Origin of the sequence: Winogradskya humida, from assembly GCF_016862215.1 — a bacterium.
GTDB classification, from domain to species: Bacteria; Actinomycetota; Actinomycetes; order Mycobacteriales; family Micromonosporaceae; genus Actinoplanes; species Actinoplanes humidus.
Map to the genome: position 1 here is coordinate 19,278 of NZ_BOMN01000132.1, position 21,074 is coordinate 40,351.

The 21,074-nt window shown below is 70.7% G+C and carries 19 protein-coding genes; 7 read left to right on the top strand and 12 right to left on the bottom strand.

Annotated elements, in window-relative coordinates:
* Positions 1–49: 49 nt before the first annotated feature.
* Positions 50–1,069 carry a glycoside hydrolase family 6 protein gene (locus tag Ahu01nite_RS45325; protein WP_203842955.1) on the bottom strand — a complete coding sequence of 340 codons (1,020 nt, stop codon included), beginning with the start codon at positions 1,067–1,069 and terminating at the stop codon, positions 50–52.
* Positions 1,070–1,302: 233 nt separating this feature from the next.
* On the opposite strand from Ahu01nite_RS45325, the gene Ahu01nite_RS45330 reads away from it, so the two are divergent.
* The gene (locus Ahu01nite_RS45330; RefSeq protein ID WP_203842956.1) at positions 1,303–1,833 is read left to right on the top strand and encodes an aminotransferase class IV; all 531 of its coding nucleotides are present in this window, start codon (positions 1,303–1,305) and stop codon (positions 1,831–1,833) included.
* Positions 1,834–1,867: 34 nt separating this feature from the next.
* Here the strand turns inward: Ahu01nite_RS45330 and Ahu01nite_RS45335 are convergent, their stop codons facing one another.
* The 3 genes from Ahu01nite_RS45335 to Ahu01nite_RS45345 form a co-directional block, all read right to left on the bottom strand.
* On the bottom strand, positions 1,868–2,632 hold the full coding sequence (locus tag Ahu01nite_RS45335) for an SDR family oxidoreductase (protein ID WP_203842957.1): 765 nt from the start codon (positions 2,630–2,632) through the stop codon (positions 1,868–1,870).
* Between the two features lie 63 nt (positions 2,633–2,695).
* Positions 2,696–3,556, bottom strand: coding sequence for an SDR family NAD(P)-dependent oxidoreductase (locus Ahu01nite_RS45340; protein ID WP_203842958.1), 861 nt, complete (start codon positions 3,554–3,556; stop codon positions 2,696–2,698).
* A complete protein-coding gene (locus tag Ahu01nite_RS45345) occupies positions 3,556–4,299 on the bottom strand; it encodes an SDR family oxidoreductase (protein WP_203842959.1) in 744 nt (247 codons plus the stop codon). Before Ahu01nite_RS45345 ends, Ahu01nite_RS45340 begins: the two co-directional genes overlap by 1 nt.
* Before the next feature lie 94 nt (positions 4,300–4,393).
* On the opposite strand from Ahu01nite_RS45345, the gene Ahu01nite_RS45350 reads away from it, so the two are divergent.
* Positions 4,394–5,008 carry a TetR/AcrR family transcriptional regulator gene (locus tag Ahu01nite_RS45350; protein ID WP_203842960.1) on the top strand — a complete coding sequence of 205 codons (615 nt, stop codon included), beginning with the start codon at positions 4,394–4,396 and terminating at the stop codon, positions 5,006–5,008.
* Positions 5,009–5,012: 4 nt separating this feature from the next.
* On the opposite strand, the gene Ahu01nite_RS45355 is transcribed toward Ahu01nite_RS45350, so the two are convergent.
* Entirely contained in the window at positions 5,013–6,041 is a 1,029-nt protein-coding gene (locus Ahu01nite_RS45355) for an FAD-dependent oxidoreductase (RefSeq protein ID WP_203842961.1), read from the bottom strand.
* A gap of 44 nt (positions 6,042–6,085) precedes the next feature.
* On the opposite strand from Ahu01nite_RS45355, the gene Ahu01nite_RS45360 reads away from it, so the two are divergent.
* Together Ahu01nite_RS45360 and Ahu01nite_RS45365 are read left to right on the top strand one after the other, a co-directional pair.
* Positions 6,086–7,849: a hypothetical protein gene (locus tag Ahu01nite_RS45360; RefSeq protein WP_203842962.1), complete on the top strand. Its 1,764-nt coding sequence runs from the start codon at positions 6,086–6,088 to the stop codon at positions 7,847–7,849.
* Positions 7,850–7,935: 86 nt separating this feature from the next.
* On the top strand, positions 7,936–9,042 hold the full coding sequence (locus Ahu01nite_RS45365; RefSeq protein ID WP_203842963.1) for a glycoside hydrolase family 27 protein: 1,107 nt from the start codon (positions 7,936–7,938) through the stop codon (positions 9,040–9,042).
* Between the two features lie 29 nt (positions 9,043–9,071).
* Here Ahu01nite_RS45365 and Ahu01nite_RS45370 read toward each other — a convergent pair whose 3' ends face one another.
* Positions 9,072–9,716, bottom strand: coding sequence for a hypothetical protein (locus Ahu01nite_RS45370; protein WP_203842964.1), 645 nt, complete (start codon positions 9,714–9,716; stop codon positions 9,072–9,074).
* A 122-nt stretch (positions 9,717–9,838) separates the two neighbouring features.
* Here Ahu01nite_RS45370 and Ahu01nite_RS45375 point away from each other — a divergent pair, with 122 nt between their 5' ends.
* Entirely contained in the window at positions 9,839–10,777 is a 939-nt protein-coding gene (locus tag Ahu01nite_RS45375; protein ID WP_203842965.1) for a TAXI family TRAP transporter solute-binding subunit, read from the top strand.
* Between the two features lie 603 nt (positions 10,778–11,380).
* Here the strand turns inward: Ahu01nite_RS45375 and Ahu01nite_RS45380 are convergent.
* Together Ahu01nite_RS45380 and Ahu01nite_RS45385 are read right to left on the bottom strand one after the other, a co-directional pair.
* On the bottom strand, positions 11,381–12,778 hold the full coding sequence (locus Ahu01nite_RS45380; RefSeq protein ID WP_203842966.1) for a sensor histidine kinase: 1,398 nt from the start codon (positions 12,776–12,778) through the stop codon (positions 11,381–11,383).
* A 46-nt stretch (positions 12,779–12,824) separates the two neighbouring features.
* The gene (locus tag Ahu01nite_RS45385; protein WP_203842967.1) at positions 12,825–13,484 is read right to left on the bottom strand and encodes a response regulator transcription factor; all 660 of its coding nucleotides are present in this window, start codon (positions 13,482–13,484) and stop codon (positions 12,825–12,827) included.
* Between the two features lie 158 nt (positions 13,485–13,642).
* Here Ahu01nite_RS45385 and Ahu01nite_RS45390 point away from each other — a divergent pair, with 158 nt between their 5' ends.
* The gene (locus Ahu01nite_RS45390; RefSeq protein ID WP_203842968.1) at positions 13,643–14,587 is read left to right on the top strand and encodes an aldo/keto reductase; all 945 of its coding nucleotides are present in this window, start codon (positions 13,643–13,645) and stop codon (positions 14,585–14,587) included.
* Positions 14,588–14,599: 12 nt separating this feature from the next.
* Here the strand turns inward: Ahu01nite_RS45390 and Ahu01nite_RS45395 are convergent, their stop codons facing one another.
* The 3 genes from Ahu01nite_RS45395 to Ahu01nite_RS45405 all read right to left on the bottom strand — a co-directional run bounded on the left by Ahu01nite_RS45395 (position 14,600) and on the right by Ahu01nite_RS45405 (position 18,533).
* Positions 14,600–17,428, bottom strand: a complete 2,829-nt coding sequence (locus Ahu01nite_RS45395) for a glycoside hydrolase family 2 TIM barrel-domain containing protein (protein ID WP_203842969.1) — start codon at positions 17,426–17,428, stop codon at positions 14,600–14,602.
* Between the two features lie 45 nt (positions 17,429–17,473).
* Complete coding sequence (locus Ahu01nite_RS45400) at positions 17,474–17,728, bottom strand: TM2 domain-containing protein (protein WP_203842970.1); 255 nt, start codon at positions 17,726–17,728, stop codon at positions 17,474–17,476.
* Positions 17,729–17,945: 217 nt separating this feature from the next.
* Positions 17,946–18,533 carry an esterase/lipase family protein gene (locus tag Ahu01nite_RS45405; RefSeq protein WP_239159660.1) on the bottom strand — a complete coding sequence of 196 codons (588 nt, stop codon included), beginning with the start codon at positions 18,531–18,533 and terminating at the stop codon, positions 17,946–17,948.
* Between the two features lie 407 nt (positions 18,534–18,940).
* Here Ahu01nite_RS45405 and Ahu01nite_RS45410 point away from each other — a divergent pair, with 407 nt between their 5' ends.
* Positions 18,941–20,032: a Gfo/Idh/MocA family protein gene (locus tag Ahu01nite_RS45410; protein WP_203842971.1), complete on the top strand. Its 1,092-nt coding sequence runs from the start codon at positions 18,941–18,943 to the stop codon at positions 20,030–20,032.
* A 360-nt stretch (positions 20,033–20,392) separates the two neighbouring features.
* On the opposite strand, the gene Ahu01nite_RS45415 is transcribed toward Ahu01nite_RS45410, so the two are convergent.
* Positions 20,393–21,067, bottom strand: a complete 675-nt coding sequence (locus tag Ahu01nite_RS45415; RefSeq protein WP_203842972.1) for a response regulator transcription factor — start codon at positions 21,065–21,067, stop codon at positions 20,393–20,395.
* Between the last annotated feature and the right edge of the window lie 7 nt (positions 21,068–21,074).

Here is a 21,074-nt window from a genome sequence, read left to right on the forward strand (position 1 = left end):
GGTCCTCTGATGAGGATCGGAGGCGCTTGCCGGCGCCTCCGATCCTTTTTTATGCCCCCGTGATGAGGTGCCGGGCGAGTTCCGGGTCGAACGTGCCGGCGGGGGTCGCGGGGGCGATGCCACAGGTGCCGTCCGAGTTACCCGGGTTCTTGATCCACAGCTGCAGCGCGGCCGGGTCGGCGGTCGAGGCCGCGCCGATCCTGCGCCCGGGCGGGTTGCACCACTCGCCGCCGTGCCCGTTGCCGTTACGACTGGTGTCGATCACATAGCCGGTCGTCGTGCCGAGCTTCTTGCGGATGTCCTCGGCGTACTGCTGGGCGCCGGCGGTGTCGACGTAGTTGGCGACGTTGACCGTGAACCCGTGGACGCGGGCGACACCGGCGTCCTCCAGCCGCTTTGCCATCGTCCCGGCCGGGGTCCAGCGGGGGTTGGCGCCGTCGAGATAGGCCCAGGTGTTCGGGGCCTTCTCGGCGAACATCCGGGCGGCGAACGCCAGCAGGGTGTTGCGGGTCTGTTTCTGCCCGGCGCTCAGGCACGAGAAGTCCCCGAGCGAGTCCGGTTCGATGATGACGATCGCCGGCCGGGTGCCGATCGCGGCGGCGAACGTCGAGATCCAGGTCTGATACTCCAGGACGGTCCGCGCGCCACCGGCCGACTCGCGCCCGCACGCGTCGCGGCCCGGCAGGTTGTATGCGACCAGCACGGGCAACTTGTCACCGGCCGCCTGCGCGGTCCCCGTGTACTTCCCGACAGCCTTCCCGATGTCAGAATCACTCGTCCCGGTGAACCAGCGCGCCATGGGCCGGCTGCTGATCGACGCCCCGATGGCGGCGGCCCGCGGGTCACCCGGATGGGCGGCCACCCAGCTCGCGGCGGGCAGCTTCGGATCGGTGAACAACCCGGTGGTGATCGCGAGCGGCCCGGACCCCGCGCTGGTGGCGGCCCCCTTCGTACTGACGGCCCTCGTCGTGCCGGCGGCATCCGTCGTGCAGCCCCCGCATGCTGCCAGCGCGCACACGGTGGACAGGGCCGCCCCGGCGATGATCATGATCGATCTCCGACTTCGCATGGCGAACGACTGTACTGCTCAGCGGCGCGTCGAACCCAGGGTGACGCGGCGGCGGTCGCGCCGGACCCAGGGGGTGACGCGGCGGCGGTCGCGCCGGACCGAGGGGGTGACGCGGCGGCGGTCGGGTCGAACCCAGGGGGTGATGCGGCGGCGGTCGCGTCGAATTGTCCGGGTCTGGAGCGCTGCCAGAAGGGTATCTGGACCATGCGCTGCGGGATGAGCGGGTTGCCTCGGTGCGGGTCACGATCCTGCCGGGCGCCCAGGGCACGGACGTGATGGTTTCTGTCTCCGAGCCGGTTGCGGATGTGACGCTGCCCGCGCTCCGGGTCCGGACTGTTCAGTACGAGCGGGAGCTGCCCCACCTGAAACACGTGGCGACGATGGGGCTGACGTACCACCTGCTGCAGGCCCGCCGGGCGGGGTTCGACGACGTGCTGTTCGCGGGACGGGACGGGCTGCTTCGGGAGGGCTCGGTCTGGAACGTCGCGTTCTGGGACGGCGAGCGGGTCGTCTGGCCGGACGCTCCGGTGCTGGCAGGCATCACCATGCAGGTCCTGCGGATCGGGCTGCGAAAGCTGGGGATCCCCGACGAGGTGAGGCCGTTGACCTCGCCGGCCGGGATGGGTGCCGCGGCCGCGGTCAACTCGCAGTGGCCGGCCCAGCCGATCGCCGCGATCGGCGAGACGGTTTTCGCGGGCGGCGACGAGCTCGTCAGCCGGTTGCGGCGCGCCTGGGACGCGGTGCCGTGGGAGCCGATCAGCTAGGCGATTCCACGGCGGCGAGGGTGGCTCGATCTTCTCAGAGCAGGCGCGGTGGGCCGCCGACGATGACGTCGAATCCCGCGTCGACGGGGATCAGGGCGCCGGTCAGCGCGCCGGTGCGGTCGTCCAGCAGTAACTCGATCACCGCCGCGACGTCGTCCGGCTCGACCATGCGGCCCAGCACCGAGTGCCCGGCGAGATGCTCACCCATCTCCGGGGCCATGAAAGCCGCGCTGGCGTCGGTGCGGACGGCGCCCGGCGCGACGGTGTTCACGCTGACGCCGTACCGCCCGGCCTCCGCGGCGACCTGCTGCGCGAACGAGTTCAGTGCCGCCTTGGACACCGCGTGGGTGAGCTGGCGTTTGCCCGTCCAGCCGGCCGCCATGCTGGAAAGGTAGACGATGCGCCCCGACCCAGCTGCCCGCATCACCGGCAGGACCCGCCGGGTGATGAAGAACGCCCCGCCGAGCTCCGCGCCGACCTTGCCGATCAGGTCGTCCCAGCTGGTTGTCTCGACGTCGCTGAGGATCGGCTGCCAGACGTTCGCGTTGCAGACGAGCGCGTCGATCCGCCCGTGCTCCGCCAGCACGTCGTCGACCAGCGCGTCCACCTGCCCGGGGTCACAGACGTCGGCGCGGGCGACGCTCGCGCTCGCTATCCGCGCCGCCACGGCCGTCGCCGCCCCGGTGTCCCGGAGGTAGTTGACAATGACGTGATAGCCGCGCCGGCCCAGCATCAGCGCCGTGGCCGCACCGATGCCCCGCCCCGCACCCGTCACCACCGCGACCGGCTTGTCCGCCATCCGGCACCCTCCACTCAGGTCTTCACCGTAGTATCGCCCACGGTCCACCGGATCGCGGCGGCGTCACCGTTGCAACAGCAGGGTGTCACCGAAGCCCATGCGGGTGACGAAGGCCTCGCGGGTGAGATCGGCGAACGCCATGACGTGGTCGACGCCGGCCTCGGTGAAGTCGACGACGGTCCGGAAGGGCTTTTCGCCTCGGGGCAGGGCGAGGACCCGGGCGATCTCGTCGGCGACGCCCTGCGGGTGGGGGTTGACGCCGGGGCGGACCAGGCCGGCGGTGGCCTCCTCGTTGCGTTCGACCAGTGGGTCGAGTGCCGCGTAGGCCGCCGTCACCGCCGTGTCCGATGCGTGGCTGGCGTTGGGGAAGTGGGAGGTGCCCTGGGTGATGGCGCCCGGCATGACGATGGTGGTCTCGATGCCGAACTGGGCCGCCTCGTAGGACGTCACCACGGCGAGGGCGTCGAACGCGGCCTTGGAGGCTACGTACGGGCCGAGGAACGGGGGTGTCGTCACGATGATCGTGCTGCCGACCCAGAGCAGCGTGCCCGATCGCTGGGCGCGCAGGTGGGGCAGGGCGGCGCGGTTGACGCGGTGAGCGCCGACGGCGTTGATGTCGAGCAGGCGGGTGAGGTCGTCGCCGGTGAAGGCCTCGACGTAGCCGACGTAGAGGTGACCGGCGTTCTGGATCACCACGTCGAGGCGGCCCGCCTGCTCGACCACTGCTGCGACGGCGGCGTCGGCGGACTCCTGCGACGTGACATCCAGCTCCACGGTGTGCAGGTCCAGCCCGTCGACGTCCGTGAACTCGTTGCCGGCGACGGTTTTCATGCTCGCGTAGACGGTGTGGCCCTGGCGGGCGAGGGTCAGGGCGGTCAGGCGGCCGATGCCGGTGCTGGAGCCGGTGATGAGGACGACGGACATCAGGCGGCACCGCCGTTGGTGTAGAGGACCTGGCCGTTGATCCAGCGGGCGGGACCGGCGAGGAACGCGGCGACCTCGGCGATGTCCTCGGGGGTGCCCAGGCGCTCCATCGGGTTCAGGCTCGCGATGTGGTTGATGACCTGCTCGCTCTTGCCCTCGAAGAACAGCGGGGTCGCCGTGGGGCCGGGGGCGACGGCGTTGACCGTGATGTCGCGGCCGCGCAGCTCCCGGGCCAGGATCAGGGTCATCGCCTCGACGGCACCCTTCGACGCGGCGTACGCACCGTACGTCGGCATCTGCAGCCGGGTGATCGACGTGGAGAAGGTGATGATCGCGCCGCCCGCGCGGACCTGCTGGGCGGCGAGCTGGCTGATCACGAACGTGCCGCGGACATTCGTACGCTGAATGCGGTCGAACGTCTCGAGATCCATCTGCGCGATCGGCGCGAGCGGCATGATGCCCGCCGTGTGCGCGACGACGTCGACCCCGCCGAACGTGTCGGTCGCGTGCTGGAACAGCGCGGCCATCTCCTCGTGCTCGGCGACGTCGCCACCGAACGCGGTGGCCCGCCCACCTTCGGCGGTGATGGCCTTCACGGCGTCCTGTGCCTTGGCCTCGTTGCCGCTGTAGTGCACCACCACGGCGAGACCGTCCGCCGCCAGGCGCTCAGCGACGGCCCGGCCGATGCCACCCGAACCGCCGGTGACGATGGCGACGCGGGCCGGGGTCTGCGTGTCACTCATGGGAACTCCTCAGCTTGTCTACGAATCACTATGTGTACTGGCTGTCCATTTGAAGGTAGCGCGATAAAGACAACTTGTCCACTACGATGGAGGCATGAGTGAGACTGCACAGCGGCGAGGGCGTGGCCGGCGACCGGCCGGCGAGGTGCGGGAGGGTGTCCTGCGGGCCGCCGCCGACCTCCTGCTCAGCGAGGGGATCAAGGCCGTCACGTTCGACCGGGTCGCCTCGGCGGCGGGCTCCAGCAAGATGACGCTGTACAAGTGGTGGCCGTCGGCGGGCGCGCTGGCCGCGGAGGCGTACTTCGCGCACAGCGAGCACCAGCTGGAATTCCCCGACACCGGCGACATCAGAGCAGACCTGACCGCGCAGCTGCGCTCGTTCGTCCGGCTGCTCACCCACGAGGGCGAACGAACCCGCGAGGGCACCGGATCGGTCCTCGCCGGCCTGATCGGCGTCGCCCAGACCGACCCGGAGTTGTCGGCGGCGTTCTCCGAGCACTACTCGGCACCCCGGCGGGCGCTGGCGGTGGCCGCGTTCGAGAAGGCCCGCGACCGGGGGCAGCTGCGCGCCGGCATCGACCTCGGCATCCTCGTGGACCAGCTCTGGGGCGCCTGCTACAACCGCCTGCTCATCCCCGACGCGCCCCTCACCGAGGACTACGCCGTCGCGCTCGTCAACAACGCGCTCGACGGCGCAGCCGCCCGCTGACGGATCAGCTCGTGCCCATCCGGGCGCTCGCCGCCACGGTTTCCTCGGTCTGGGCCCGGCGCCGCTGCTCATAGGCGGTGAACGCGGCCGGCACACCGAGGGAACCCAGGGCGGAACCCAGCGCGACGGCGTCCTCCAGGGCCATCGACGCGCCCTGGGCCGCGGCGGGGGCGGCGGCATGCGCGGCGTCCCCGACCAGCACCATCCGGTCGTTGTGCCAGCGAGGGGTGGTCGGGATGTCGTACGAGTCCCCGCCCACCACGGCATCCGCCGCCGTGGCGGAGACGATGGCGGCAGCCGGGGTGCTGTCCGCGCGGGCCGCGTCGAGCACCAGCTCCCGCCACTGCGCCGGACTTGTCGCATCGGCCCTCGCCTCGCCGGTGACCCGCGAGAACCACCAGGTGCGCCCGTCACCCGGCGCCGTGAAACCGAAGAAGGCCTTCGAGCCGAGGATCATGTGGTACGCGTCCGGAGCGCTCGCCGCAGGATTGCCCTCGGCGTACCCATAGACGACGTGCTGCCCGGTGTAGCGCGGGGTCGGCGCCTGCGGGTCGATCAGGTGCCGGGTGGGGGAGTGGATGCCGTCCGCGCCGACCAGGGCGTCGCCCGTTGCGGTGCTGCCGTCCGCGAACCGCACGATCACCCCGGCACCGTCAGGGACGGCGTCGGCCAGGCGTTTCCCGTGTACGACCGGAATGCCCCGGGCCTCCACCAGGTCCTGCAGCGTCCGGTAGAGGGCGGCGCGGGTGAGCGTACGAGCCAAGCCTTGAATGTCCTTGTGGCGCACGTGCTCGCCGCCCGCTCCGAAGATCTCCACCGCCGCGGCCGGGTAGGACGCCTCGATCACGGCTGTAGCAGCGCCGACGCTCTCCAGGGCGGCCATGCCGTTCGCCATCACCGTCAGGAACGCACCCGCGTCGTCCCCGCCGGACTCGTGCGCCTCGAACACCACCGCGTCGACGCCGGCCTGATGAAGGGCGAGCGCGGTCGCGGCACCGGCGACTCCGCCGCCCGCGATGAGGATCTTGGTCATAGTGCACGCCTTCCGCCGGGTGATTGTCCCTATTCTCTGATGGCGTGGGCCTCGATGACGACTTGCTGCTGCTGCGCGCTTACGAGCCGGTCACCCGGTTCACCGACGGTGAGTATTTCTTCCCGGTCTCGGTCGAACGGTACGTGCGCCGCGCCTCGCTGTGGCGGGCCGAGCCGGGGGCGAGCGCGGTGGACGAGACGCCGCCCGGTGGTCTCACGCTGGAGCTGCTGGCCGCGGCGGGCGGCGCCGAGCAGGGCCTGAAGATGTCGCTGTCCGGGATCGGCAGCAGCCCCGGCCCGCTCGGTGTCGCGCACATCCCGATCCGGGAGCGGCCCCGCAACCTGAAACGCACCAGCCGGCTCGCGTCGGTCGGGCTCAGCGCACGGCTGCTCGACGCGGTGATCCGGTTCTCGCTGCTGTTCCGGGGCAGCGTGCCCGGTGGCAGTGCCGCGCACTCGTTCCTGCTCCAACGTGATCATCTGGAGCCGGAGAAGCCCACGTACTACGGCCGGGTACTGCGGGACTACCCGTGGATCGTGTGCCAGTACTGGTACTTCTACAGCTTCAACAACTGGCGGTCGGCCTACGGCGGGGTGAACGAGCACGAGGCCGACTGGGAGCAGGTGACCGTCTATCTCGACGGGAGCGGGGTGACCGGGCCGGACGGGCTGCCGCCGGTGCGGTGGGTGGTGTTCTCCGCGCACGACGAGACCGGTGACGATCTGCGGCGGCGCAGCGACGACCCGGACCTCGATCTGGTCGGCGGGCGCCATCCGGTCGTCTACGTCGGAGCGGGGTCGCACTCCGGGGCCTATCTGAGCGGCGATTATCTGATCACCGTACGCCCACCGAAGTTGAAAGGCCTGGTCAGCGGTCTGCGCTGGGTGGCGGGCCTGCTCGCGCCATGGTCGGCGAAGGAGCAGTCCGTCGGCGTGCCCTATGTCGACTATGCCCGCGGTGACGGTCGCGCCGTCGGCCCGGGCCAGCCCGAGCACTGGCATCCGGTCGTCATCAACGACGAGACGGCCTGGGTCCGCGACTACCGCGGGTTGTGGGGCCGCGACACCCGCGACCGGCTCGGCGGCGAGCGCGGCCCGGCCGGCCCGCGCTACCACCGCGACGGGCGGGTGCGGCCGTCGTGGGGTGACCCGGTCGGCTGGGCAGGCCTGGCGAAGGTCGCACCGAACCCGGCCGCCGAGCAGGCCCTCGTCGAGCTGCGCATCCAGCAGAACGACGACCGGCTCGCCGCCCTGGACCGCGAGATCGACGACCTGCGCGGCGAGCTGACCGTCGCGGCAGCGGGCCTGGCCGTCTCGGCGCCCGAGGTCCGCGCGCTGGCCGGACGGGAGCAGAAGCTGCTCGACCTGCGGATGGAACGCACCCGGCTGGCCGACGAGCAGACCCGCAACGCGACCGGCGCGGCGGGCCGCGGCGAGCACCATCCGCACGCCCACCTGCTGCACCGGCGGGTTCCGATGGCGACGGCGACCGGCCTCCGCGGCAGGTTCATCTCGTGGTGGGCGGTGATCAGCACCCCGCTGGTCCTCGCCGCCGTCGCCGCGGTGGTGTCCCCGCTGTTCGTCGCGGCGCCCCTCATCGCGCTGATCGGGCTGCTGGTGCTGCTGTCGGTGGAGGGTCTCGCCCGCGGCAAGTTCCTCGCCGTCCTGCTGCGGATCCTGCTCGCCGCGGTGGCGGTCGCGCTGCTGGTCCTGCTCTGGTTCGACGGGCGCTACGTCGTGACGTTCGCCCTCGTCGCCGCCGGGCTCTGGGTGCTCGTGATCAATCTCCGCGAATTCCTGCGCCGCTGAGTCCCACCCTTCCGGGTGCGGCGGTGGTGCTTGCGGTCCGCCCGGGGAGTCGCGAAGCTCGTCGCTTCCCCCCGATCGGAGAAAACATGCTTGCCGCCACCCCGCCGATGGGCTGGAACAGCTGGAACCAGGTCCACTGCTACGAGCTCGACGAGAACGTGGTCAAACGGGCCGCGGACGCCCTGGTCACCACGGGCATGCGCGACGCCGGCTACGAGTACGTCGTGGTCGACGACTGCTGGCAGGCCCACACCCGTGACGCGGACGGCAACCTGCAGCCGCACCCGAGCCGCTTCCCGGGCGGCATCGCGGCGCTGGCCGGCTACGTCCACGAGCGGGGCCTCAAGTTCGGCCTCTACTCCTCGCCCGGCACGGACACCTGCGCGATGCACTACGACGAGTACCCGGGCACGCTGCTCGGCTCGCTGGGTCACGAGCAGCAGGACGCCGACCTGTTCGCGTCCTGGGGAGTCGACTTCCTCAAGTACGACTGGTGCCTCGCCGACATCAACGCCGGCCTCGAACCGGTGCCCGCGTTCACCCACATGCGCGACTCCATCGCCGCGACCGGCCGCCCGATCGTCTACTCGATCTCGGAGTACGGCCGCTACGAGCCCTGGAAGTGGGGTCCCGGCATCGGGAACATGTGGCGCACCACCGACGACCTGTTCGCCGAGTGGAATTCCGTCGCCGGTGTCATCGACCAGCAGCTCGCCCTGATCCGCGGCCCGCATACCAGCCGCCCCGGCGCCTGGAACGACCCCGACATGCTCCAGGTCGGGAACGGCAACCTCACCGACGACGAGAACCGTACGCATTTCAGCATCTGGGCCATGCTCGCCGCACCCCTGTTCATCGGCACCGACCTCGACGCGCTCAGCCCCATCGCCCGCCAGGTGCTGCTCAACACCGACGTCATCGCCGTCGACCAGGATCCGCTCGGCAGGCAGGCCACGGTTCTGGCCGAGCGCGACGGCACGGTCGTGCTCGGCAAGGAGCTGACCGGCGGCGATCACGCCGTCGCGCTCTACAACTCCACCGCTGCGCCTGTCACCATCAGTGCGGCGCTGCCCGGTTTTGATCAGTACGAGTTGCGCGACCTGTGGACGGGTGCGCGTACCGGCGGCTCGGGGGAGATCTCCGCGCTCGTCGGCCCGCACTGCACCGAGATGTTCCGGGTCACCCCGCGCTGATCACCCCCGTGCCGATCAGCGCGGGGTGCTCACGCGCTGATCAGCTCCGGGGCTTCGAGGACCGCGGCGTCGGCGGCCGGGACCGCCACCATCAGGCAGCCCGGCCGGCTGATCACCTCGGCGCGCACCTCCAGCAGCCGCGCCGCCCGGACCAGGACCGTCGCCAGGTCATGGTTGCCGAGATGGACCCGCACCCGATCGGTACGCCGCCGGCGGCCCCCGGCCAGCAGCACCGCCCGCCACGCCGTGTACGCCAGCGCGAGCCGCTGCGTGTGCCGCGGCGACGAGCCGCCCAGGGGAGTCGCGTCGAGCAGCGACTGCCGGCCCTGACGCCATGCGGTCGCCATCATCGCGGTCGCGGCGGCGCGGCGTGACTCGGGCAGCAGGACCCGCTGCACGTCGTACGACCACCGGTTGCCGCCGGAGTGCACGTCGTGGCGGGCCGGGAAGCCCAGCCCGGTCAGCAGGGCCGTCAGCCGCGCCGCCGCGGCCGGCTGGTCGAACTCGGCCAGCACCCCGCGCGGGGCCACGACCGGGGGCGTCGCCAGTGCCTGCTGCGGGCGGCGCCGCCCGGGCAGACCGGCGACCTCGGTGCACCGCACGAGGCACGCCGCCTCGAAGGCGGGGGGCAGGGCGTCGGCGAGGACTACTGTGCGTACCCGATCGGGGTCCATCGGTAGCTCCTTGAGGTGCGGTTCCCGTTACCGTCCCCGATCGGACCGTTCGGCCGGTACAGCTGCGGCGAGGACTTGAGGGAAACTTGCGCGGACCGGGTGGTCCTGCGTGAGAGATTCGGATGATCCTGCGGAGCGGAATTCCCAGCGCGGCCCTGGCCGGAGTCCTGATCTTGCTGACGGCGGCAGGCTGCACATCGCCGACCCCGCGGCACCGCGAGATCAGGATCGCCACGGGCAGCCCCACTGGCGTCTACTACGCCGTCGGCAACGCGATGGCCGGTGTCATCGAGCAGGACCTGCCGGGGTACGAAGCGCGGGTGCTCGTCACCGACGCGTCGGCGCAGAACGTGCAGCTCGTGCTTGGCAAGGGCGCCGACATCGGGTTCACCCAGGCCGACATCCTCGTCGACGGCGGCACACCCGCCCCGGAGCTGGCGTCGCTGGGCCGCGTCTACGACGACCTGCTGCACCTCGTGGTGCCGGCGGACAGCCCGATCCGCACCCTCGAGGACCTCAAGGGCAGACGGGTGTCGGTGGGGTCACGCGGATCGGGGACCGTGGTGACCGTCGGCCGGCTGCTGACCGTCGCCGGGCTGGCCAACGCCGATGCGGTCGACCGCCGCGAGCTCAACCTCGACGATTCCGTCCAGGCACTGTCCGACGGCGACATCGACGCGTTCTTCTTCTCGGGCGGCCTCCCCGTCGCCGGAATCAAGAAACTCGGCGTGCAGACCCCGACCCGGATCGTCGACCTGTCCAAATGGGCCGGCCGCCTCCGCCGCACCTACAGCGACGTCTACGTGGTCCGCACCATCCCCACCACCGCGTACGACCTGCCCGCCGTGGCAACCATCGCCGTCCCCAACCTGCTCGTGGTCCCCGCCTCGATGCCCGACGACCTCGCCTACAACCTGACCCGCCTCCTGATGGAACGCCGCGAGGTCCTCGCCGCCGCCCACCCGGCAGCCGAACGCCTCGACCCACGCACCGCGATCGCCACCCTGCCCGTCCCCCTCCACCCCGGCGCGGCCCGCTACTACCGCTCCGTCAAGCCCTGAACGCCCTGCCCGGACAGGTGGTTGACGGCGGCCGGCCGGATCGAATGTTTGCGGCAGCACCATCACATGGGGCGTCAGCGTCGACCGGCCGTGAGTACATAGACCGGCCGTGAGTGCATAGATCGGCCGTGAGTGCATAGATCGGCCGACCGGGACGGGATCCGGAAGCCCTGGAGAGATGATCCGCGGGCCGCAACGGGCCGGAAGCCACGCCGCGTTACCAGGGTGGCCAGAGGCAACGTCGCACGCTGCGACAATTTCGGGTAGCGACGTTCGAGACACATATTGAGAGCGACTTGATGTCTGGTGACTTCGGTCTAAACAAGAAACCGAGGAGCCCCGAATAACTATTCAATGGCGTGGGCGCCGGCCAGGGCGGATGACTACGAGCGACCGGTATGCCGCTCACCGTCCACGGTTTCACCTCAAGATTCAGCCAGCCTGGCGCGGTTTGCGGCCGCTGACACGTAATCTTTATTTCATTTTATCGGGCGATTTGACGGTATCTTCTGACCGGCAATCCGGGACGCAAGAATAATTATGCGGAAGTCGGCAATTTCACCACCACATTACAAGGGTCCGGCTTGGGGGGATCACGTCGAGTCACGCGGTGCCTACTTTATCGGCCGGTTTCGGGGCGGGGAACCAGAGCCGGGCGGCCAGGCCGCCTTCGTCCGCGCGGGACAACGTCAGCCGTCCGCCGGATGCCTCGGCCAGGACGGCGACGATCGGCAGGCCGAGGCCGGCGCCGTCGACGTTCTGCGCGTCCGGGGCGCGCCAGAAACGCTGGGTCGCCTGCTGGCACTGATCGTCGGTCATGCCCGGCCCGGTGTCGCGGACGGTGACCTCGATGCCGTCGTCGTGGTCGGTCACCGCCACGACGACCCGTCCGCCGGCCGGCGTGAACTTCAGGGCGTTGTCGATCAGGGCGTCGAGTGACTGGTCGAGCGCGGTCGCGACGAGCAGGGCGGGACGAGGCTCGTCCGGGGTCGCGGTGACGAGGTCGATGCCGCGGCGTTCGGCGAGCGGGAGCCACGCCTTGCGGCGGTTCAGGGCGATCGCGACGGCGTCCGCCACCTCGACGCTGGGGCGTTCCCGTTCGGCGCGGGCCAGGGCCAGCAGGCCGTCGAGCACGTCCGCGAGGCGGTCGGTCTCCTCCAGCACCATCTCGTGGTCGGCGCGTGCGGTGTCGCCGGTCAGCATGCCGCCCAGATCCTCCACCCGCAGGCGCAGCACGGTGAGCGGGTTGCGCAGCTGGTGACTGGCGTGCGCCACGAAGGACTGCTGGCGTTCGAGGGCCTCGGCCACCGCGTCGGCCATCTCGTTGAAGCTGGCCGACAGCCGGCGCAGCTCGGGCGGGCCGACCCCGGGCGGCACCCGGGCGCCCCCGTCGCCGCCTGCGATCTCGTGGGCCGCCGCGTCGAGCCGGGTCACCGGGCGCAGGACCCAGCTCGCGAGCCGCACCGCCGCGGTCACGCAGGCGAGGACCGCGAGCACCCACACCAGGCCGAGGACCAGCCAGTCGACGATGACGGCGCGCCGGCTGCGCCCGGTCGGGGAGATCGTCAGGACCGCGCCCAGCACGGCGCCGCCGTCGCTGACCGGCACGGCGACGACCAGCGGATGCTCCTCCCACGGCCACAGCGTCGCCGGGGTGCCCACCTGCCGCCCGGCCAGCGCGCCCCGCACGGCCGGTCCCGCGCCCGGCGGATCGCTCACCGGGTCACCGAACCCGGTCAGCAGCCGCTGGTCCTGATCGATCAGCCGGGTGCTGATGCCGTAGAGGTCGTGATACTGCCGCAGCTCGCCGATGACCGAGTCCAGTTCGCCGGTGCGGATGGCGGGCGCCGCCAGCGACGCGAACCGGGTCGCGTCGGCGAGCCGGTCCGCGAGCAGCAACTCGGTCTCGCGGTTGGTCTGCGCGATCGCCAGCGGCACCTCGAGGGCGAGCAGGACCAGGCACAGCAACAGGACGTACGTGGTAACGAGTCGCGTGCGCACACCGCCCCCACCGTCGTCATCCCTGCCGCCGTCAACGGGGCCGTCGTCAGTCGGTGCGCAGACGGTACCCGACGCCCCGGACGGTCTCCACAAGCTCGGGGCGGCCCAGTTTCGCGCGCAGCGACGCGACGTGGACCTCGAGGGTGTGCTTGCCCGACCACGTGGTCTGCCAGACGTCGAGCAGGATGCGCTCGCGGGTCAGCGCGTCACCCGGCCGCCGCGCCAGCGACGCCAGGATGTCGAACTCCTTGCGGGTCAGGGAGACAGGCCGGGAATCCACCTCGACCGTACGCGCGGAGAAGTCGACCCGTAGCGCCCCCACCTCGGCGACGTCCCGTGGCGGCGGCCCCGGGCGGGTGGCCCGTCGCAGCAGCGCCTCGATCCGGGCCTGCAGCTCCGCCATGGAGTACGGCTTGACCACGTAGTCGTCCGCGCCGACCCGCAGCCCGGTAACCCGGTCGCGTTCCTCGGCGCGTGCGGTCACCGCGATGATGCCGAGGTTCGCGCTGCGGGCCCGCAGGGTGCGGCACACGTCGAGGCCGTCGCCGTCGGGCAGGTTGAGGTCGAGCAGCACCAGGTCGCACGGGGCGGCCGCGAGTGCCGCGCCGGCGGTGGCCGCGTGCTCCACGTCGTAGCCGCGGCGCTGCAGCATCGAGACCATCACCGCGGACACCCGGCGGTCGTCCTCCACCAGCAAAATCCGCATGCCCCGCCGCCGATCTTCCGCCTCGCACCCGCCCGTCCGAGGCCAGAAGATAACCCCCGGATGTTTCGCCTCCCGGCACCCCGGGTTCAGGTCGGCCCTCGCTCTCCTGTGACCGTAGTCGCTTCGTGCACGCCGGAATGTAACGCTACGGTTGACTTATGACTGAACTCGGGAACAGCGGCATCGAGGTCTTCCCGCTCGCCCTCGGCGGCAACACCTTCGGGTGGACCAGCGACGCGAGCACGTCGGAGCAGGTCCTCGACGCCTACCTCGCGGGCGGCGGCACGTTCATCGACACCGCCGACGGATATTCGGCGTGGGCCCCCGGTAACTCCGGCGGCGAGTCGGAGACGATCATCGGTGCCTGGCTGGCCGCCCGCGGCAACCGCGACCGCATCGTCCTCGCGACCAAGGTCAGCCAGCACCCGCAGTTCCGCGGCCTCTCCGCGGCCAATATCGCCGCGGCAGCCGACGCCTCCCTCACCCGGCTCCGCACCGACGTCATCGACCTCTACTGGGCGCACTACGACGACGCGAACACGCCCCTGCAGGAGACCGCCGGGGCGTTCGACGCGCTGGTGCGGGCCGGCAAGGTGCGCGCGATCGGGGTGTCGAACTACACCGGCGACCGCATCCGGGAGTGGTTCGAGATCGCCCGGCGCGAGGGCTACGCACTGCCCGTCGCGGTCCAGCCGCACTACAACCTGGTCAAACGCGGCGCGTACGAGCGCGACATCGCCCCCGTCGCCGCCGCCGAGCACCTCGCCGTCGTGCCCTACTACGGCCTGGCCAGTGGCTTCCTGACCGGCAAGTACAAGACCGCCGCCGATGTGGCCGGGGCACGCGGGCAGGCCGCCGGCTCGTATCTCAACGATGCCGGGCTCGCCGTCGTCAAGGTGCTCGAGGACATCGCAGCGGGCAGCGACGTCGCCCCGGCCACGGTGGCACTGTCCTGGCTGCGTGGCCGTCCCGACGTGGCCGCCCCGATCGCCAGCGCCAGCAAGGTCGAGCAGCTCCCCGCGCTGCTCGCCTCGGCCACGTTCGAGCTCAGCGCCGACGGACGCCGCGCGCTCGACGAGGTCTCCGCGAGCGTCCCGCAGTAGGAGCGGGCCGGATCAAGCCTGCAGGATGACGCGGAGTCGTTGCGGCGAGGGCGTGAGCCTGTATTCGGGCAGCACGCCCTGGCCGCACGAAGCAGTCCCGACGCCGCTGGTGGCAGCGTCCAGCGAGATCCAGGTCTCCGTGGCGTCAGGCAGTTCGTGGTCGTGGGCGGTCGCGGCGATCGTCGCGCGGGACCACGGGCGCACGGTCAGCGACACGTCCGTGCCGAGCACGCGCAGGGACGCTGCCCCGAGGTCGATCAGCGCGTCGTCGACCACGCGGGCGCCGTGCTCCTGCGGGCGTACGGTCCGGACCGCGAAGTCATCGGTGCTCGCGGTGAACGTGCCGTAGCGCGCGCCCTGGCCGGTGTCCGGATACTGCGGTCCGGGGCCGTAGCCGGTCCAGGTGACCTGCCGGGCCGGTGCCGCCACGCGCAGGTCGAGTCCGGCGCGGGCCCAGTCGCACGGCCACGGACCGTAGGGTTCCAGGCTCAGGTCGAGGGCGAGCGCGGTGCCGTCGGTGGTCCAGCGCCAGGTCGCGGCGACACCCGCGTAGCGCACGGGCAGACCATGACGGGTCCGCACCACCAGTGCGTCGCCGTCCTCAGTGAACTCGACCAGCCGGGTCCGCAGGTCGTCCAGCCGCGCGTTCGCCCAGCGGACGGCGACCGGGGGCAGGTCCTGCTCCTCCCAGCCGGTGCCGCGATCGTTGTCGGTGGGTGCCCGCCACAGGCTCACGGCCACGTCGTGCAGGTCGAGCTCGCCGAGGCGTACCGGCATGCCTGTGTGCTCGTCGAAAACCGCGGGCCCGAGTCGCAGCGGGACCGACGTCAGGGTCGGTGCCGGGCGGTGCGGGACGTGCTGGACCCACGCGACCTCGTGCCCGGCCTCGCACCCGTCGCCGGCCGCACGCCGCCGCAGGCTGATGATCACCGGGCCGTTCGTGGCGGCCAAAGTCAACGGTACGACGACCTGTGCGCCCACCGTCACCGAAGGCAACTCGATCGGCGTGGTGACCCCGTCGACGACCGCGACCGCTTCCAGGTGTGCCAGGTCCAGCGCGTGGTAGCGGTTGATGACGGTCACCGCCGACAGGTCCGGGGCGAGTTCCAGGCCGACGGGGGAGAAGACGCGCGCGAGGTCGGCGAGAGCGGGGCCGGGCGTCTTGCCGGCGTGCACGAGCCCGTCGATGACGAAGTTGCCGTCGTGGACGCGTTCGCCGAAGTCGCCGCCGTACAGGCTGACCGGGCGGCCGCCGATCTCGTACAGCGCGTGCTCGACCCATTCCCAGATGAAGCCGCCGGCCAGCCGCGGGTAGGTGTGGAACAGCTCCTGGTATTCGCTGAGCCCGCCCGGCCCGTTGCCCATGGCGTGGGCGTACTCGCAGAGCATGAACGGCAGCGAGCGCCGGTGCTCGTCCTCGTCGGGGTCCGCGAAGCTGCCGATCCGTTCGACCTCGCCCGTCGTCGCGTACATGCGGGAGTAGAGATCGACGTGCAGTGAGCGCGGGTCGCCCTCGTAGTGCACGAGCCGCTCGGGGTCGCGTTGTTTCGCCCAGATCGCGATCGCGTCGAGGTTCGCGCCGGTGCCGGCCTCGTTGCCCAGCGACCAGATCAGCACGCTGGGATGGTTCTTGTCGCGCTCCACCGTGCGGCGCATCCGGTCGGCGTACGCGGGCAGCCACTGCGGGTCGTCGCTCGGGTTACGGTGCCAGTCCTCGGTCACGAAGCCGTGCGTCTCGAGGTCGTTCTCCAGGACGAGGTAGATCCCGATCTCGTCGGCGAGGTCCAGGAACGCGGCGTCGGGCGGGTAGTGCGAGGTGCGTACGGCGTTGATGTTGTGCTGTTTCATGAGCAGCAACTCGGCCCGCGCGGTGTCGAGGTCCACCGCCCGGCCCCTGCGCGGGTCGTGCTCGTGCCGGTTCACGCCGCGGAACAGCAACGGCGCGCCGTTGAGCAGCAGTGTGGAGTTCTCGACGTGCACGGTCCGGAAACCGATGCGCAGGTTCACGGTCTCGGACGGCGTGCGCACCTGGGCCGCGTACAAATAAGGTGTCTCTGCGCTCCAAGGCCGGACCGATGGCAGGAGATGGTCCACACCCGGGGTGAAGTCGCCGAGGCCGTCGACGCTGATGGTCGCTTCGGCACCGTCCTCCACGTCGTGGTTTTCCGCGTCGCCGTTCTTCGCGTCGCCGTTCTCCCTGTCGACATCGATGCGCAGGGTGCCGGCGCCGTTGTCGTATCCGGCGTGCACGAAGACGTCGCGGATTCCGCCACGTGGGCGGGCGAGCAGGGTGACGCTGCGGAAGATGCCGGGCATCCACCACATGTCCTGGTCTTCGAGGTAGCTGTGCGCGGACCACTGCGCCAGGCGTACGAGCAGCAGGTTGGCACCCGCCCGCAGCACCCCGGTGGTCTCGAACTCGGTGGTGAGCCTGCTCCCGCGAAGCGTGCCGAGCTCGACGCCGTTGAGCCACACGGTCGCGGCACCGTCGACGCCCTCGAACCGCAGCACCGAGGGGTGGGCGAGCACGTCCGAGCCGGCGTTGAACTCGAGGCGGTGGTCGTAAACGGGGTTGTCGTCCGGCGGGAACGGCGGATCCATCGGGAACGGATAGTCGACGTTCGCGTAGATCGGGGTGCCGATTCCCTGCAGGGCCAGATGGCCGGGCACCTCAACCGGTGACCAGATCCCCTGATCGTCGTCGGTGACGTGGCGCGGGGTCGGGAACGACCGCACCTGCCACGTGCCGTCGAGCACCTGCCGCGGAGCGTCGGAGCGCAGGTGTGCACGGGGTGCGCGGCCCCCGGTGCCGGGCAGCGGCGACGCCAGGTCGTTGATCACCTTCTGCAGGCTACTCAACCCCCGGCGCCGCCGCCTTCAGCTATGTCAGGAGTCGCGCAGCGGACGGCCCTGGCCGTCCACGCCACCGTTGACGAGAATCATGATGCCGTCGATGAAGCCCCACAGGCCCCCGATGCCACAGGTGAAGACCGAAGCGACGAGCTGGAGCACACCGGTACGGGTGTGACCCATGTAGAACCGGCCGATGCCGAGCGAGCCGAGGAAGATACCGAGAAGCCCGGCGACGAGCTTGCTCTTGTCCGAGACACCGCCCGGCTGCTGGTACTGAGGTGTGGTCATGACGCGGAACCATAGTGATCTCTATGTGCTCCGCTACGCCCGGGGTCCACAATATGGGACACCGACCGGGCAAACCTGTCCGTTCGGCTGGTCACGATGGGCTGTGCGTACCGTTCCGGACCCCTGTCGCCGCCCGCTTGCACCGTTCCTGCGCTTTCAGAAACCTTGATCCTGCAGCCATTTCAGCGTCACGCCGGCCACTTCCCGCCACCCGTGATCAACGGTCAGCGAATGCCCCCGCCGAATGCACCGCGAAGTTGGCCGCCGACACCTGAAACACCGGCCGCGCCGGCGCAGGAATCGACCACGCATCGAACAACGCCCCCGACTCCTGCTCACTCACCTCATTCCCGATCCCGTAACGCCATTCCTCCCGGCTCAGCGACACAGCCCTGTGCAGATTCGCCGGATTCCGCAACGCCGGCAACGCCGACCGCAACTGAGCAAACGGCAGAGCGAACACACCCTTGATCTGAGCCGGATCAACAGCCACGGCCGCTACCCCGACGCCCTGCCCGAGCAACTTCTCCGCCACGAGCCCGCCGAACGAGTGCCCGATGATGATCGGGCTGGCCGGCAGCGACTCAATGATCGTCGCGTAATGCGCCACGGCATCGTCGATGCCGGTGCCGGCAACCGCATCGGGGTTCGCCCGCGCCTCTTCTACGGTGTCCGGCTCCCCGGGCCACCCGGGCGCAACCGGCTCATAACCCGCCTCCCGGAAGAACTCCACCCACGGTCCCCAACTCGAAGCGTGAAGCCACAACCCATGAATAAAAACAATGGGGGTACGTTCGCCGGCCATGATCTCGTCCTGTCTGCAGAGCCGCTGAGTCCGCCCCAGAAAACCAGCCCCGAACCGCCCCCGTATCCCCGAAACAGATGACCGCCCCCCACCCCCGCCGCACTGCCGCCCGCCACCCCATCACCCGAACAGATCAGCCGGGTGGTGGTCGCGGCGTCGGGTGTCGGGAAGTCCCGGCTGTGGACGATGCGCAATAAATCTCGGACTCGGCGTCATGGACCGTAGCGCCGGCGGCTCGCATGCTGAATCCAGCGGGCCGGTGACCATCAACGCCTCGGCCACATGTCTCAGCCCGCCGAACGCCCGAGCTTGGCTTCCGCCGCGGAGCCGAAAAAGGGTATTGATGTCCGGCATGGATCCGCACATGGCGAACCTGCACGACGCCGAGCCGCTCACCGAGCAGCGGCATGGCTGACCGGCCGATCGGCGTCGGTATCGTCGGCCTGAGCGCCAAGGGGGGCTGGGCGGCCGCGGGTCACCTGCCCGCCCTGGCGGCGGTCGACGGGATCGAGTTGCGTGCCCTGGCGACAAGCTCACCCGCCTCGGCCCGCGCCGCCGGGGCAGCGTACGGCGTCCCCGCCTACGCCTCCGTCGAGCAGCTCGCCGACGACGAGAGCGTCGACCTCGTGGTCGTCGCCGTCAAGGTGCCTCAGCATCGCGAGCTCGTACTGCCCGTGCTGAGGGCCGGCGTCCCGGTGCTGTCGGAGTGGCCGCTCGCGGTTGACCTGCCCGAGGCCGAGGAACTGCAACGCGCGGCCGGAGCAACGCCGGCCTTCGTCGGCCTGCAGGGGCGATCGTCGCCCACTTTCCGCTGGCTTCGCGACCTGGTGGCACAGGGATACGTGGGGGAGGTGCTCTCCGCCACCGTGGTGGCGTCCTCAACCGAATGGGGCACACCCGTGCCGCCGCGTGGGGTCTACACCCTCGATCGCACGCTCGGGGCCACGATGCTGACCATCGCGTTCGCTCCGGCGATCGACCTGGTGTCCATGGTCCTAGGTGAACTGCAGGATGTGGTCGCCACGACCGCGACCCGCCGCCACCACGTGCCTCTGGCCACCACCGGTCAACTCGTCCCGATGACCGCCGAGGACCAGATCGCCGTCTCAGGAACCCTGGCCGGCGGGGCGATCCTGTCCGTCCACCATCGCGGTGGTGCGACCTCGGGAGCGGGATTTTCCCTGATCATCGACGGCACCGACGGCAGGCTCGACGTCACCGGCGCCGAGTTCCCCCACCTCGGACCGGTCACGGTGCGGGGCACCCGCGGTCACACCCGCCCGGCCGAGCTCCCCCTGCCCAGCGCTTACGACGCCCATCCCCGCCTGGCCGGAACGCACATCCACACCCTGACCCACGCCTACACCGCCATCCGCGACGACCTGATCCACGGCACGTCCACAGCACCCGACTTCACCCACGCCGTCCGCCGCCACCGCCTCCTGGACGCGATCACCCGCTCCGCCGACACAGGCCGGCGAGTAACCACCCACCTGTAGATGGCTTGCCACACCCACCCGCGCGGGCCCGGTGCATGCCGTCCAGGAGGCGCTGCGCCACCTGTCCGGCGGCGGCCGGAGCATCACCACGGGCTCGGTCACCGTCTGCCGTCCACCACGCTCGGTCCGTTCGGCCCGCGAATCATGTGGCGTTGTGTGATCCCCAGGCGTCCAGGAACAGCACCGCGGGCCTCACGAGGGGCCGAGCCGAAAGCTCGGGACAGCCCCGAGCCTCCTGCCACGGGCCGGCGGAGGGATCAAATCCGTCCGCAGGGTCCGGTATGGAATCGGCCCAACCTCGGCGAGGAAGACAAGCCGTAGCGGGGTGGCAGCTCCGGGAACGCGGTGAATGTGGCCGGGTCAGGTGGGGCGGCCGGGGGTGACGAGGCCGGTTTCGTAGGCGAAGACGACCAGTTGGGCACGGTCTCGGGAGGTGGTTTTCATCATGGCTCGGTTGACGTGGGTTTTGGCTGTTGAGGCGCTGATGTAGAGGCGGTCGGCGATTTCGGTGTTGGAGAGGCCGGCGCCGACGAGGGCGGTGATTTCGCGTTCGCGGGCGGTCAGCTCGGCCGGCAACGGGGTGTGCTGGACGGGCGGGGTTGCTGGTTGGGTCAGGAAGCGGGCGATCAGGGCTGTGGTGGCGGACGGGGAGAGCAGGGATTCGCCGGCTGCGATCGTACGGATGGCCTGGAGGAGTTCTTCGGGGTCTACGCCTTTGCCCAGGAAGCCGCTCGCGCCGGCGCGGAGGGCTGCCACCACCAGTTCGTCGGTTTCGAAGGTGGTGAGGACCAGGATGCGTACGCCTGCCAGGTCCTCGTTCTCGGTGATCTGGCGGGTGGCGGCTATGCCGTCCGTTCCCGGCATGCGGATGTCCATCAGGACCACGTCGGCCTGGGAGGTACGGGCCAGGGCGACCGCCTCCTCGCCGGTGGCGGCTTCGGCGACCACTTCGAGGCCTTCGGTGCTGTCGATCAGCAGGCGGAAGGTGGCGCGGAGCAGGGCCTGGTCGTCGGCGAGGAGGACGCGAACTGTCACCGGGTGA

Coding starts and splice junctions, on each gene's coding strand:
- Ahu01nite_RS45325 (WP_203842955.1), bottom strand. CDS start 1,069: ATGCGAAGTCGGAGATCGATCATGATCATCGCCGGGGCGGCCCTGTCC.
- Ahu01nite_RS45335 (WP_203842957.1), bottom strand. CDS start 2,632: ATGGCGGACAAGCCGGTCGCGGTGGTGACGGGTGCGGGGCGGGGCATC.
- Ahu01nite_RS45340 (WP_203842958.1), bottom strand. CDS start 3,556: ATGTCCGTCGTCCTCATCACCGGCTCCAGCACCGGCATCGGCCGCCTG.
- Ahu01nite_RS45345 (WP_203842959.1), bottom strand. CDS start 4,299: ATGAGTGACACGCAGACCCCGGCCCGCGTCGCCATCGTCACCGGCGGT.
- Ahu01nite_RS45350 (WP_203842960.1), top strand. CDS start 4,394: ATGAGTGAGACTGCACAGCGGCGAGGGCGTGGCCGGCGACCGGCCGGC.
- Ahu01nite_RS45355 (WP_203842961.1), bottom strand. CDS start 6,041: ATGACCAAGATCCTCATCGCGGGCGGCGGAGTCGCCGGTGCCGCGACC.
- Ahu01nite_RS45365 (WP_203842963.1), top strand. CDS start 7,936: ATGCTTGCCGCCACCCCGCCGATGGGCTGGAACAGCTGGAACCAGGTC.
- Ahu01nite_RS45370 (WP_203842964.1), bottom strand. CDS start 9,716: ATGGACCCCGATCGGGTACGCACAGTAGTCCTCGCCGACGCCCTGCCC.
- Ahu01nite_RS45375 (WP_203842965.1), top strand. CDS start 9,839: ATGATCCTGCGGAGCGGAATTCCCAGCGCGGCCCTGGCCGGAGTCCTG.
- Ahu01nite_RS45385 (WP_203842967.1), bottom strand. CDS start 13,484: ATGCGGATTTTGCTGGTGGAGGACGACCGCCGGGTGTCCGCGGTGATG.
- Ahu01nite_RS45390 (WP_203842968.1), top strand. CDS start 13,643: ATGACTGAACTCGGGAACAGCGGCATCGAGGTCTTCCCGCTCGCCCTC.
- Ahu01nite_RS45400 (WP_203842970.1), bottom strand. CDS start 17,728: ATGACCACACCTCAGTACCAGCAGCCGGGCGGTGTCTCGGACAAGAGC.
- Ahu01nite_RS45405 (WP_239159660.1), bottom strand. CDS start 18,533: ATGGCCGGCGAACGTACCCCCATTGTTTTTATTCATGGGTTGTGGCTT.
- Ahu01nite_RS45410 (WP_203842971.1), top strand. CDS start 18,941: ATGGCTGACCGGCCGATCGGCGTCGGTATCGTCGGCCTGAGCGCCAAG.